Below are 13,979 nucleotides of genomic sequence, written 5' to 3'. Positions count from 1 at the left end.
CATTTTTGGACCACACTCTCCTATTTGTTATAAGCCTCTGCGAGTAATTTGTATTTACCATCCGGCAGCAAAGCTGTATCGAAACTGATCCGGATAGTTTTGGACTCTCCTTTCAGTAATGTGAAATAATTGTCGTTCATGATCGCCGGCAATATTTGTTTGCCTGTTTCGGAATTGATAACCTGCACACGTATGGCAAATGCAACACCCCTGCCTTTATTGACGATACTCGCAGTGATCACTGATTGGGTTCCTTCCTTCTTAAGCGTAGCGCTTGTTTTCAATGATGCTTTCGGCAGCTTGTTGAGCGCAGTATAATCAGACGACTTATTACTTCTCCAATAGAAATTATCGGAAAGAAGTTTGCCCTGCCGGTCTGTGAGCTGCAGCTTGATGAATTGCATATCCTGCAATGCACTGCTGCGGTTCCGGCCATACACTTCAAAGTCATAGAGGGAGTAACCCCATTCGGAAGCCCGTTTGATGCCCTGCATTTTCACATAACGGGTGTGTACCGGTTTGAAATTGATCTGATCCACCCCGCCTTTGCCATTGTCTGTTTGATAAACATCGGTCCAGTTCACAGCATCATCAGATACCTGGATCTTGTAGGCTTTCGCGTAGGCGGATTCCCAGTTCAGTGTAACGGCTGCTATCTCTTTCTTATCACCAAGATCGATATACACCCACTCGTTATCTGTATAGTTACTGCTCCATCTACTGCCACTGCTGCCATCAGACACAGCATTGGCGTCGCCCGCTTCAGGAGAGAAAGAACTCGCTACGGCCTTTGTTTTATAAGCGATATTGTCGATACTGAAATTGATATCGAAGCAGGTAGTGGCAGCATTGGCTGCAGCATCCAGGCTGATCTCTTTTCCAAATTGCGTGGCTTCTTTCCCATCCAGCGTATACACGGTGGCTTTAGCTTTCACATTACTGAGTTTGTTCAGGGTAGTATTGATCAGCTTCACGGAATTATCGGCATAGCTCCATTGGATATGGATGGGCTCATTGGCTTTCTTTACACCAAAGTAAGCTCCGGTGAGATCGTAGTAATAATCATAGGTCTGCCAAACCATCGATGGATAAGCGCTCTGGCTCATCCAGGTCATGATGCCGGAAGCATCGTTCCACATATGATGCAGCCAGCCCTCGTACATGGCTTTGTTGGTTTCCAGGTTCACCAGTTGCGCCTTGCGGCAGAAATCTTCGATGCCGGCAGCTTCTCCATAACTTTTGTTGATGGTGCTCACATAATTATCAGGACCTGCATTGAAAGCGGATTTGCCGAAGAAATGTTTATCCCACATTTCGTTGCGGGGCCACCATTTATCCTGCGGCATGAATTTCTTAAAGCTTTCGAAGTTGGTGAACACGGCTGTGCCGATCTCTGTACGTAAACCCCATCCCGGATTACCGCCAAAGCCTCCTGGATATTTGGTGAAATACCATTTGGGATGGAAGTTCACCCAGGGTCCGCTGCCGGTAAGGGCATCTGAATGTGAGTTGGCATGATACCAGCGATCATCACCATCAAAAGCACGCACATTCTCACGAAGCCAGCCATTGAGCGGCGGAAGCGGGTAACCTTCATTATCGCCACACCATAGCGCAATACTGGCGTGATTACGCAGCCGCCTGATCTTTTCCACAGCATTTTGATTGAAGGCAAATACATCAGTTGGAAGATTAGGATGCGAGTTGAGCCAGAAATCATCCCATACCATGATGCCATATTTATCGCATGCATCATAGAATTCCTCATCAGTAACGGAACCGATCCAGTTACGCACCATATTGTAATTCATTTCACGGTGCAACTGCATTTTCAGATCGTATTCATCGCCGCGGCAGCGGAGGAGGTATTCGCTCATCCCCCAGTTGCCGCCTTTGATGAAGATCCTTTCGCCGTTCACGCTGATATGCAGCACACTGCCTAGCGTATCGTAGGTGTATTTACGGATACCGAATCTGATCTGCCTGCTGTCAGACGGTTTTCCATCCACGGAAAATGAAAGATCCATGGTATAGAGATGCGGCTCACCATAACCGTTAGGCCACCAGAGTTTCGGGTCCCTGATGAGCAATTGCCTGAAGATGGCTGTATCGAATGATTGCTGAATGGTTTTGCCTGCGCCGATGTTCAGATTACGGCTGAAGCTGATATTACCGGGCTGGATGGTGCCGGAGATCACGCCTTTCAATTCTTTTTCACCGCTGTTCATCAAGCCAACGGTGAGGCTCACAAGGCCATCTTTCTCCCTGGTCAGATCGGTGCGCACCCAGGGATCCACCAGCGTTACGCGGCCTGTAGTGGTGAGGTACACATCATCTGTGATCCCCTGCAATAAACCGGGAACAGATGGCATCCAGTCCCAGCCATCGCTTGAAATATAGGTTGGACTGGCAAGATTGGGCACAGGTAATGTTGGCCAGTATACGAGTACAGCCAGCACATTCTTTTTTCCTGTTTGCACCAGCTCAGTGATATCGAACTTACCGCGGTGCATGAATCCATCCAGCAATCCGAGGCGCACCCCATTGAAGAATACTTCGCCCCTGCGATTGATACCTTCAAAATTCAGCCAGATGGTTTCACCAGGCTGTTTGGCAATATCCAGTTCTGTTCGGTACCAGAAATTCCGGTTGTATTTGGATTTGTCTACCTGGTAGATATTGTCGCCGAAGTTGGGGTCCTTTTCCAGTCCGGCTTCCACGTAGGAAGTGAACACGGCGCCCGGCACTACGGCATTCACCCAGTTGCCTGTATTGAAACCTGGGGCATAGAGCTGTACACTGTCTTTGCCAATGGCCGACTGCGGTGTAAGTTTCCACTGCACCTTGTTGCTGTTGAGGGATTGACGGGTTTGCGCCTGGAGGGTTACGGATGTAAGCGCTACAATGATCGATGTGAATATTGATCTGAACATGATTCTGTTTATCGTTTAGGAGCAGAAAGAGAAAAAGGCCGGTCGTTTTCGTTTATACCTCGCTGTTGGTTCGGCAGGCTGTCCATTTCAAATTTGAGATGGCCGCCATTTGCCAGGTCGCTGTAAGTGATGTAATTCTTTGTATGCTGTACTCCATTCAAGGTAGCAGACTGGATATACACATTCTCTTTGTTATTGTTGACCGCTTCGATGATGAACTGTTTTCCATTTTCCATGGTGATGGTCGCTTTAGGAAAAACAGGACTGCCCAGTACATATTGATCGGTACCCGGACAAACACTGTAAATGCCCAGCGCGCTCAGTACATACCAGGAAGACATGCCGCCCTGGTCCTCATCGCCCGGAAATCCTTTCTCGGAACTGTTGTACAGTTTTTCCATTACCTGCCGTACGTGGTACTGTGTTTTCCAGGGTTGCCCTGCATAGCTGTAGAGATAGATCATATGCTGGATCGGCTGATTTCCGTGCGCATACTGTCCCATGCCCGACAGCACCATTTCTTTCATCTCGTGGATCATGGTTCCATATGTGCCGTATTTCACCGTATTCGGAGCAGTGAAAACAGAATCGATCTTGCTGGTAAATCTTTTGTCGCCACCCGTGAGATTGATCAGTCCCTGCACGTCGTGGAAAACAGACCAGTTGTAATGCCAGGCATTGCCTTCAGTATAAGGTCCGCCCCATACGTAGGGATCGAAATCAGGTTTCCAGCTTCCATCGTTCCTGCGGCCACGCATGAAACCGATGGTGGAATCAAATACGTTCCTGTAGTTGAACATCACACGACCGAATATTTCCTCATAGAATTTGTTGCCAGTCATGCGGGCCAGTTGCCAGGCGCAGAAATCATCATATGCATATTCGAGTGTTTGTGCAGTGGAGCCTTCTGATTCAGGATAAGGAACGAAACCCAGTTGCCAGTATTCTTTCCATCCGGCCCTTCCGTTGGCGCCGCCCCAGGGTCCTTTGTTCATAGCTTCATGTGCATAGGCTTTCAATGCAGAATCCGGATTGAAGCTGCGGATACCTTTCACCCATGCATCGGTGAGCAGGGAAATGGAATGATTACCCACCATACCGCCGGTTTCTCCGGGAAACGACCAGCTCGGTAACCAGCCGCACTGCTTTTGTGCGTCCAGCAAAGCCTGCATATAACGGCCCTGCATAGCCGGATGCAGAATATTGGTGAGCGGGAATTGTGAACGGAATGTATCCCAGAAGCCATTGTCTGTATACATATAGCCGCTATGCACTTTAGCATCGTAAGGGCTCCAGTAGTATGGATTTCCATTTTTATCGTATTCAAAAAACTGACGGCTGAAAAGATTGGCGCGGAATAAACAGCTGTAGAAAGTTGCTTTTTGCTCTTCGGTTCCGCCTTCAACCAATACACGCCCAAGCAGTTTGTTCCAGATGGAAGCAGCTTTGCTCTTTGTTTGCTCCAGTGTTTTGTGTTCACCTAATTCCCGCTCCCAGGTCACCTGTGCCTGTTCCGCACTGATATAGGAGCTGGCAACACGAGCCTGCACCTTCACTCCTTTCCTGAATCTGATATAAGCGCCTTTCCCATCCCCTTCTGCATCAGCTGCATCCGGCTGGATGCTATTGTTCTTATTTTCCCATGTGCCATAAGCTTCGAAGGGCTGATCGAATATGATCACGAAATAGTTCCTGAAAGATTCCGGAGCAAAACGCTGGTTGTTCACATAGCCGGTGATCTTTCGCTCGCCCGGAATGATGGTGATCTTGCTTTGTTTGGTATAACCATCCAAAACAATGTAAGCGTCCTTTCCTTTTGGGAAACTGAAACGCAGGTGTGCGCCCCTTTCCGTGGGCGACATTTCGGTGCTGATACCGTTATCGAATTTCACTTTGTAGTAATGTGGTTTCGCTGTTTCATTGGCGTGAGAGAAGGCAGCTGCGCGCTTGTCCTGGTCCACTATCAGTTCTCCGGCTTCCGGCATGAGTGAGAACACGCCGTAATCGCTTACCCAGGGGCTGCACTGATGCGCCTGCTGAAAACCGCGGATGGTATTTACGGAGTATTGGTATTTCCAGCCTTCGCCATTCTTGCCGGTCTGCGCAGCCCAGGTATGCATGCCGTAGGGCAATGCAGTAGTGGGGTAGGTATTGCCCCAGCTCAGCTCGAATTTTGAATCAGTACCCTGTAAAGTGTTTACATATTGTACCAATCCTTCTTTCTGCGCAGCGGCGCTTTTGGCAAGGCAACTGATCAGGAAGCAATAACAAAGCTTCCTGATGTGAGATAGTTTATTCATACGAATATATGTCACATCAGAAAGGCTCCACCGCTATACGGCAGTTGAAGGCAATCAACAGGGGTTGCTGCTATTTACATTGCTTCTTGCCGGAGATATAAAATTGATTGTAGGCTTTTCCGGAGGTGATCTCACTGCCATTGATCAGGGCGAGCATGTCCAGGATCTCTTCCAGTGTAGTGGAGGGAGTGAAACTGGCAGTAATGGAACAGTTGCCGATACTGGCATCGCGGAAGATCAGTTCAGCGCGGAATTTTCTTTCCAGGCGTTTGGCTACTTCACTGAATTTCATGTTGCGGAAAACCAGCTGACCGCTGGTCCAGGCCATCATATCGTTGACCGTTGCACTGTCTTTGCTGAAGCTGCCATCGGCCTTGCAAACGATGCGTTGGTTTGGCAATACCTGGCTTATGAGCCTGCCGGCATCACGCAAAGCTACTTTTCCGCTGTTCACAGTAACAATGATCTTATCAGTTGAGTTGTAAGCATCGATATTGAAAGCAGTGCCCAGCACCTGCGTGGTAACATGACCGGTATGTACTTCAAATGGTTTATCCGGCCGCTGCGCCACATCGAAATAAGCTTCGCCCTGCAACCAGATCTCGCGTTTACCATTGGAGAAAGCTGTATCGTAACGTATCCCGGAGCCGGCATTCAGCCAAATTTTCGAACCATCGGGCAGTCGGACTACCTGTACATCAGTGGTTGTTCTTACTTCCTGCCAAACAGCCGCCAGTGCGGATCCGGCGGGCCTGGTATTGAAAAAGTAAATGCCTCCAAATCCCAACAGCGCCACCACAGCGGCGGCTATCCACCATTTGCGGTTATTACGGGATGGCATTGCATACACGGGAGCCGCCATTGCTTCCTGCGCTTCGCCGGATTGGATCCGCTGCTCGATCGAGCGGAACAATTGTGAACCTACCGCAGATTTTTCCTGTGTATCCATTCCTTCTGTCAATCCCTGCGCCTCATCCTGTGCTGCATACCATTGATCAAGCTCCTGTTGTTCCAACGGGGTTGCCTGGCCGCTAAGTACCTTATCTATCAACTTCTGTAATCTTTCTTGTTCCATGCGGGATGATGATTATCGGTTCCACTGCAAAAGTATCTGAAGCAGTCTACTTGAGCAAAGGGTTTTTCTGGACCTCGCTCAGCGGAACAGGCAGCAGAAGGTCTTTTTCTGAAAACGGATGTACATGATTCGGCGCCTGATAACCGAGAAGATCCACTATTTGTCCCGTAGTAGTGTTCAATGCCTTGCGCGTCCGCAGCATATCGTACCAGGTATGCCATTCAAAGCATAGTTCCCAGAATCTTTCTTTCAGCACATCATTCACGTGGAGCTGTGCAGGTTTTACACTGCCGGGAAAAGCGCGCCGGTGCACCTGGTGCCATGCATCGATAGCGAAGGTATTGGTAGTACTTCCTCCATCCAGGCTGGCGCGTGCTTCGGCGCAAAGCAACAATACATCGGCATATCGCAGGTAAGGAAAATTCTGTCCTGTTTTCCCGATCTGCTCTGCCTGCTCATCCCAGTATTTGAAGATCAGCGGCACGGGCAACGGGATAATATGGGTGGGATTGTTGAATCCGGGATATTCTGTAAAAAAGAAAACCTGTTCTCCTTTCCGATGATCAGCTGCGTTGAAAGATTGATAGAATTCCAGCCTGGGCGCCAGCGCCCCGCCATAAGCGGGCTGAATGGTGATCGGCAGATCGGGGAAAGGCATGAGTGCAAAATGCAGCATATTACCGGCATTTGCCAGGTCGCGCTGCAACATGAAAATATGTTCGCCGGTATTCTTCAGGGAATTCTTCCTTAGGTCGCCATAACTGGCAAACAGGGAAAATTGCTGGCTGCTGATCACTTCACGGGCTTTATCATATGCCAGTTGATAATAAGTATTTCCTTTCCTCAGCGGGTAACCGGCCATAGTGATGTACACTTTTGCCAGCAGGGATTTCACGGCCCCCAGCGATACATGACCTGAAGCATCAGTCCAGGGCAGACCCGATTGTTCGGCCATTTTCAGATCGGCCACGATCTGGTTATACAGTTCCGCCTGTTTCGCTTTGGGAATATGTACATTGTTAAAATCCGTAGTGGGTGTTGTTTTCAAAGGGATGTCACCGAAAAGTCGAACACCCATGAAATAATACCAGGCGCGGAGAAAATATACTTCGCCCAGGTATTTCTTTTTATCTGATTCCGGCAGAAAGGTAGTTCGTCCTAAATTATCGATTACACTATTGCAGTTTTCCATTGGATAATACACGGCCTTCCACCAATTTTCCAAATAGCCATTGGCCGGATCGATGGGATCCAGGCGGAGGAACTGGTTATCGGCATTAGCTGCCGGACGCAAACGATAACTGTAACCGGTGAGGTATTCCAGCGAGAAAGACGGACTTACGGCAACACCGATATCTGTGGAGAAAATATCATCAAGTCCGGTATAGGTTCCATTTACGGCGGCCTGCACCTGGAGTTCCGTAGTGTAATATTTTTCAGGACTGATGAAGCCGGCAGGATCTTCTTCCAGGAACTTGCTGCAGGAAGCGTTCTGCAGCACTGCCAAACAAATCAATATTTTTACCAGTTGCTTCATATCCTTCCCGTTAAAAAGTAACCTGTAGCACCAGGGATAATGTTTTAGGTTTTGGATATTGATACACGTCCACTCCCTGGTTAAGATCGCCATCGAAGGAAGTGGCTTCAGGATCAAATCCCTTGTATTTCGTGAACAGGAAATAGTTTTCCGCATTGATGCCGATGGTACATTTTTCCATTTTCAATTTTTTCAGGATGGCGGGTTGCAGTTCATAGTGAACAGCGATATTACGCACACGCACAAAGGAGCCATCTTCGATATAATAATTGTCCATTTCATTTTCACCACCATCGGATTGCAGCCTGAGCTGTGCCAGGCTTGTATGCTGTGCATCAGACGTCCAGGCATTAAGGATAGCGGAGTAGCTGTTCACGCTGGTAGTATGGCTTTCCATGATGAACCGTGAAAAGTTGGCCAGCTTATGCCCCAGCATGCTGCTAACATCTATGAACACACTAAATGGGCCGCTGCTGAAAGTATTGGTGAAATCGATCTGATAACGTGGCATCTTGCTGCCGAGCGGCACCCGGTCACCTGCATCTTTTGCCTGGTTCTTATTCCGGTCTAGCCATTTCACATCTCCGGGTTTTCTGCCGAACACGGCGGCATCCGCAGCTTCAGCAGTGCTCCAGGTACCGGTCCGGTAGTATCCGAAATATTGATCGGTAGGCTGCCCTTCCATGATACGCCCGGCCCAGTTATAAATGATATCTCCGTTGAGGTGAAGTACATTGGAACGGTTCAGGAAAAAGTTGATGCCACTGGTCCAGGTGAGGTTCCGGCCGGAAATATTCCTGGTGCGGATACTGAGCTCCAGTCCCTGGTTGCGGATGGAACCGATATTATCGTAGATGCCACCATAACCGGTGGTGGCTGGCAATTGCTTGATGTACAACAAATCGGTTGTGCGGCGGCGGTATACTTCTGCAGTGAAGGCGATGCGATCGTTCAGCAGACTGGCATCGATACCGATATTCAACTGTTCCCCCCGCTCCCATTTCAAATTCCTGTTGCCGGGATTCGACAATACCACAGCGGGTTGCTGCTGTCCGCCAAATATTACCTGCGTTGGATTGAGCCTCGACAAAGTTGCGTAATTGCCGATCTCGGCATTTCCCGTTACGCCCAGGCTGGCGCGCAGTTTCAGGTAACTCACTGCTGGCAACCAGCGTTGAAAGAAAGGTTCTGCGGAAACCAACCAGCTTGTCCACAGGGCAGGGAAATAACCGTATTTGTTATTCGCTCCAAAGCGGGAAGAGCCATCCACTCTGAAGGAGGCTCCAGCCAGGTAACGGTTATCATAATCGTATTGCACGCGGGTGAAAAAAGAATTCATCTGGTTTTGCTGTCTGTCCGATCCCGGCGTTTGACGCACAGTACCTGCTCCGAGATTATTGTAACTGAAAAAATCGTCGAAGAAATTTTCAGCACCTGCAAATGTGGAAGTACCTACATTGAAATACCAGCTCGCACCGGCCAGCGCATTGAACTTATGTTTGCCGATACGATCGTTGTACATGATATAATCTTCATTGGTCCAGGCGCCTGCATTGCCATTTATCCGTTGTGCAATTCCATTTTCCAGGTCGGAAAAACCAAACACATCTTTTCCTGAGTAATAATTGTTGTAAGCGCCACCCAGCTGACCGCTGAAGATGGTAACGAGATCGATTTTCTTATTCAGGTGAATGGTTCCTGTGATATTACCCATTACATAGGTCTGACCGGTTACGGATCTTACTTCATTCAGCAAGCGGATCGGATTCTCGGAATTTTCCGCACCGGGATAATCGCCTTTGCGGCTCCAGGAGCCATCGCTGTATTTTACAGGAATGAATGGAAGGTACTCATACATTTCGCGGATGGCATTGAACCCAAGTGAATTGAGGTCTACATTGCGGGATTGCAATCCACCTCCGTTCAGGATGGTCTTGAGATGCAGCCAGGGCTTCACTTCCCAGCCGAGATTGGCAAAAAGATTGATCTGCTGCAAAGAACTGTTCAGCATGATGCCTTCCTGTTTTTTGTAAGACAGATTCACCAGGCTGGTCATATTGTCTTTACCTCCGGTAAAGGTCAGGGAACTGTTGGTGGAGAGGGCAGTCCTGGTGGCTTCTTTCTGCCAGTTGATATTGTAACGCGGTGTGCCATCCGGATAGAACAATTCATCCTTACGTGCAAAATCATTGGAGGGATCTTTATGCGGCGCCAGCCTGCCTGGCATATAGGCATATTGCCTTTCTATCATTTCCAATGCGCCCTTTGCATCCAGCAGATCGATCTCACGGGCGAGCGTTGCGATGCTTACGCGGTTGGAGAAGATGATATTCGATTTGTTCTTCACTCCCTGTTTGGATGTCATCAATATTACACCATTGCTGCCTCTCGATCCATAGATGGCGGCAGAGGCGGCATCTTTCAGGATGTCTACAGACTGTATGATACTGGGATCGATGATCATCGGGTCGAGTCCAACAATTCCATCCAGCACAAACAAGGGAGTGTTGGATGCATTGATGGAACCAGTGCCTCTGATCTTGATAGAGGGATTGCTGCCAGGCTTTCCTGAATTGAGCATGATGCTGGCCCCGGGCACTTTGCCGGCCATCGCTTCAACAATGTTCATTGAAGCGGCGCGCTCATTGAGTTGAGTTCCGGAAACAGTGGCGATGGCAGTAGATAATCTTTTCCTTTGCAGATTTCCATAACCGATCACAATCACATCATTCAATGCCTGGCGACGGTTTGGACTGAGCACTATCTGTAACGGCTGACCAGTGACGGCAACAGTGATATCTTCAAATCCCACAGAAGTGATTTCGAGACTTTCATTCTTTGAAGCATTGATCACAAAACTGCCCTGTTCATTGGTAACTGTGGCGCGGCGGGAATTCCCGGCAGACACTGTTACACCGCTCAATGGCTGCCCGGCCGCATCCACCACTCTTCCGCTAACGAGGAAATCCTTATTGGGCGCAGATCCGGCAGTTTCTTCTTTTATCAGCACCAAAATATTGTAGCCCCGTTGCCGGAACTCCAACCCTGCAGGCAGGAGTTCATGCAATGCCTGCTCAACATTGATCCGTTTCCGGTTGATGGTAACTGAACCTGCAGCTCTGAGCTCAGCGCTGTTATAAACGAAACGGAATTGCGTTTGGGCTTCAATATCCTGCAATATTTTGTCAAGTGGTCTGTTGCGTGCAGTGAGATCGATGAGCACCTGCTGCAGCCGTGGCGCTTCCTGGGCAATTGCCATACAGGCAATCAGACAGCTTGTGATCAGCATGCTTATGCAAGCCAGCATCTGTCTGAAAGTGCAGGGAGGATCATATGGGGCAGTTAGTTTATCCTTCATTCTTGCAAATGGTTTACAACACGGGTACCAACCGCCCAATTTACATCATTTCGATTACTCCCAATTGAACACTCTCACAAAGTAAGGGCGGTATCTGTCTGCACTGCCCGGATTGTTGAAATTGCTCCAGAAATCAGTGGGATTGATATTGTAGGAGATCACGAGCTCGCCATACCGGGAGATGGCATGATGCACCACTGCATTGTAAGTGATGAATTCAGGCAGGGAATATTGAGCAGGTATCCTGTACAATGTTCTTCCGTTGGTGAAAGGCCCTGTTGGGCTTCCGCTCTCCCAGATCTTGATATCGCGGCCATAGCAGGTTGTCTGCGAAACGAGATAATATTTTCCATTTTTCTCGAATACATTGGGCTGCGTGGCATTGTCCTCCAGCAGACTTACGAGATCTTCTGTTGCCGGCTGCGATGCAGACCAGCCATTCTTCGTATAGAATTCCCATTGGCCGGTGATATCATTGTTGGCAGCCCTCGCTACATACACATGCGAAGCGCAAATGCCGAAAGCCTGCGTGGTGTACATATAAGTATAGCCATCACTTGCTTTGAACAGACTGGCATCGAAAGGCAGTGCGCCGATATATTTTTGCTGGATGATCTCTTTTTGTTGCATGTCTGGAAGAGTGAATACCGCAACATCGGTGGATTGATGTTCCAGTACACCATTGATCAGGTGCAATTGTCCCATCACCATCTGTACTTCATTGCCCAACACCTGTGCAGGCCCGCCCCAGTACAGCTTTTCATCTCCATTGGTTGCACCGGGAACAGTGACCCAGGTAGCCGCTTTGCCATTGGGCCCGGTGGGATTGAGCTGCACATAACTGGTGGGTGCTGTGGAACGGCCCAGTTGAATGAATCCTGCGTTGCGCACAAACACATTGTCTATACGAGCCCTGTCTGGTCTTACTTCTCCAAAGAAACTGTCCTGAAAAGACCATACCACATTTCCGTTGGGAAGCGGAATAGACACGCAACCATCGCCACCATTCCATCCGGAATAGCGGGTGAGGTATTTGTTGTAGACTGTATCATGGAATACCATCAACTGCTCGCCCCATTCGCCGGTATTGGGGATGAGCACCAGACTGTCGTAGATATTATCGATCACACTGATCTCCACCAGCCAGTTACGGACTGTACCATTCTTTGCAGTGACCTTGTAAGTGTATTTGTTATTGTTGGCAGCGAAGTTGATGATCTCTCCCGAAGCAGGCAGGATGCTGGCTCCATCGGAAACCATGATACTGGGAGCGATAGCAGACATGTCCGTTCCCGTAGGCATAGCCAGTCTTACCCGGCTGGTATCCACCGTACGCGTGATCTCTGTTTTTCCGAGTTGACCTTCCACATTGAAGAAAAGGATGGCTTTTTCGAATTCCTGTTTTTCCAGATCATCTTTTTTGCAACCGGAAAAAATCAGGGCGCATAGGAGGACAGGTAAGAGCAATCGCATAGCAGAATGGTTTTAGTCTTTACTATTGTATGTCACCTGTGGGAGGCCATACCACCATTCCGGAAAATTAAAAATCCCAAACTGATAGAAGTAGTTTGCCGGTTGCGTTACATAATGAAGTACGTCCAGAGAGTATAACAAAAATTTTAAGGATGATTACAGGTAGTATCAGGTTTCTTTCATCGGTAATGCTTCTTGGCATTTCCATTTATACAAACGCGCAAACGAAATTTCCCGGATGGGCTTATGGACCTTTCATCAGGCCGGCTACAGTGAATCCCGTTTTATCTCCCGATGCAAAAACATTCTTTCCTGACCCCATGAGCAACAAACCTGTTGCCTGGGAAGCGAGTGATGTTTTCAATCCCGCAGCAGTAGTGAAGGGGAATAAAATCTATGTGCTCTATCGTTCTGAAGACAGATCAGGTGAGGGCATTGGTCAGCGTACTTCCAGGATCGGACTGGCGGAAAGCGCCGATGGCATCCGGATGAAACGCCGTCCCGCGCCTGTTCTTTTTCCCGCCAACGATGATCAACAGGAATTTGAATGGCCCGGAGGTTGTGAAGATCCGCGCGTGGCAGTAACAGAAGATGGGATTTTTGTAATGATGTACACGCAGTGGAATAAGAAAGTGCCCAGGCTTGCCGTCGCCACTTCCAGGGATTTGATCAACTGGAAAAAACATGGTCCGGCTTTCTGCAAAGCCTTTGATGGAAAGTTTGCCGATATGTTCAGCAAGTCAGCCAGTATCGTTACCAGGCTTGTGAATGGAAAACAGGTGATTGCTAAAGTGAATGGGAAATACATGATGTACTGGGGAGAGAAATTCATGAACATCGCCACATCAGACGATCTGTTGAACTGGTCACCTACGCTGGATGAAAAAGGAGAACTGAAACTGGTGCTCACACCACGCCTTCATTATTTCGACAGTGAGCTCACCGAATGCGGTCCTCCCGCCATCATCACAGATAAAGGTATCCTTGTCATGTACAATGGCAAGAACCTTCCCGGCGCCGGCGGCGACACCAATTATACGGCCAATACCTATGCTGCCGGACAGGCGCTGTTCCACCTGAAAGATCCGTCCAAACTGATCGGCCGCCTGGATAAACCTTTCTTCGTACCCACCGAGCCTTTCGAAAAAAGTGGACAATATCCCGCCGGGACGGTTTTTGTGGAAGGATTGGTTTTCTTTAAGAAAAAATGGTTCTTATATTACGGATGCGCAGATAGTCGTGTTGCCGTAGCCGTGTACGATCCGAACAAACGCATGCCATAATTTCTAAACTAGCGCTTATC

The 13,979-nt window shown here is 48.7% G+C and carries 7 protein-coding genes; 1 reads left to right on the top strand and 6 read right to left on the bottom strand.

Going from position 1 to position 13,979, the window contains the following annotated elements; genetic code table 11:
* Positions 1-20: 20 nt before the first annotated feature.
* From FSB84_RS10250 to FSB84_RS10225, 6 genes are all read right to left on the bottom strand, one after another.
* Complete coding sequence (locus tag FSB84_RS10250) at positions 21-2,933, bottom strand: discoidin domain-containing protein (protein WP_130541652.1); 2,913 nt, start codon at positions 2,931-2,933, stop codon at positions 21-23.
* A gap of 8 nt (positions 2,934-2,941) precedes the next feature.
* The gene (locus tag FSB84_RS10245) at positions 2,942-5,233 is read right to left on the bottom strand and encodes a GH92 family glycosyl hydrolase (RefSeq protein ID WP_130541653.1); all 2,292 of its coding nucleotides are present in this window, start codon (positions 5,231-5,233) and stop codon (positions 2,942-2,944) included.
* 70 nt (positions 5,234-5,303) lie between these two features.
* Positions 5,304-6,308, bottom strand: coding sequence for a FecR family protein (locus FSB84_RS10240; protein WP_130541654.1), 1,005 nt, complete (start codon positions 6,306-6,308; stop codon positions 5,304-5,306).
* Between the two features lie 46 nt (positions 6,309-6,354).
* Positions 6,355-7,845 carry a RagB/SusD family nutrient uptake outer membrane protein gene (locus FSB84_RS10235; RefSeq protein WP_130541655.1) on the bottom strand — a complete coding sequence of 497 codons (1,491 nt, stop codon included), beginning with the start codon at positions 7,843-7,845 and terminating at the stop codon, positions 6,355-6,357.
* Positions 7,846-7,855: 10 nt separating this feature from the next.
* The gene (locus tag FSB84_RS10230) at positions 7,856-11,203 is read right to left on the bottom strand and encodes a SusC/RagA family TonB-linked outer membrane protein (RefSeq protein ID WP_130541656.1); all 3,348 of its coding nucleotides are present in this window, start codon (positions 11,201-11,203) and stop codon (positions 7,856-7,858) included.
* Positions 11,204-11,257: 54 nt separating this feature from the next.
* Complete coding sequence (locus FSB84_RS10225) at positions 11,258-12,676, bottom strand: DUF5005 domain-containing protein (protein ID WP_130541657.1); 1,419 nt, start codon at positions 12,674-12,676, stop codon at positions 11,258-11,260.
* 152 nt (positions 12,677-12,828) lie between these two features.
* Between FSB84_RS10225 and FSB84_RS10220 the strand changes: the two genes are divergently transcribed.
* Entirely contained in the window at positions 12,829-13,959 is a 1,131-nt protein-coding gene (locus FSB84_RS10220) for a glycoside hydrolase family 130 protein (protein ID WP_130541658.1), read from the top strand.
* The last annotated feature ends 20 nt before the right edge of the window (positions 13,960-13,979 follow it).

This window comes from Pseudobacter ginsenosidimutans (assembly GCF_007970185.1).
Classification (GTDB): domain Bacteria; phylum Bacteroidota; class Bacteroidia; order Chitinophagales; family Chitinophagaceae; genus Pseudobacter; species Pseudobacter ginsenosidimutans.
The sequence above is the reverse complement of the archived record's forward strand: the minus strand, read 5'-3'. Positions and strand labels throughout refer to the sequence as shown.

Excerpts from the sequence above, each read along its gene's own strand:
- FSB84_RS10225 (WP_130541657.1), bottom strand. The coding sequence starts at position 12,676 with ATGCGATTGCTCTTACCTGTCCTCCTATGCGCCCTGATTTTTTCCGGT.
- FSB84_RS10245 (WP_130541653.1), bottom strand. The coding sequence starts at position 5,233 with ATGAATAAACTATCTCACATCAGGAAGCTTTGTTATTGCTTCCTGATC.
- FSB84_RS10240 (WP_130541654.1), bottom strand. The coding sequence starts at position 6,308 with ATGGAACAAGAAAGATTACAGAAGTTGATAGATAAGGTACTTAGCGGC.
- FSB84_RS10230 (WP_130541656.1), bottom strand. The coding sequence starts at position 11,203 with ATGAAGGATAAACTAACTGCCCCATATGATCCTCCCTGCACTTTCAGA.
- FSB84_RS10235 (WP_130541655.1), bottom strand. The coding sequence starts at position 7,845 with ATGAAGCAACTGGTAAAAATATTGATTTGTTTGGCAGTGCTGCAGAAC.
- FSB84_RS10250 (WP_130541652.1), bottom strand. The coding sequence starts at position 2,933 with ATGTTCAGATCAATATTCACATCGATCATTGTAGCGCTTACATCCGTA.
- FSB84_RS10220 (WP_130541658.1), top strand. The coding sequence starts at position 12,829 with ATGATTACAGGTAGTATCAGGTTTCTTTCATCGGTAATGCTTCTTGGC.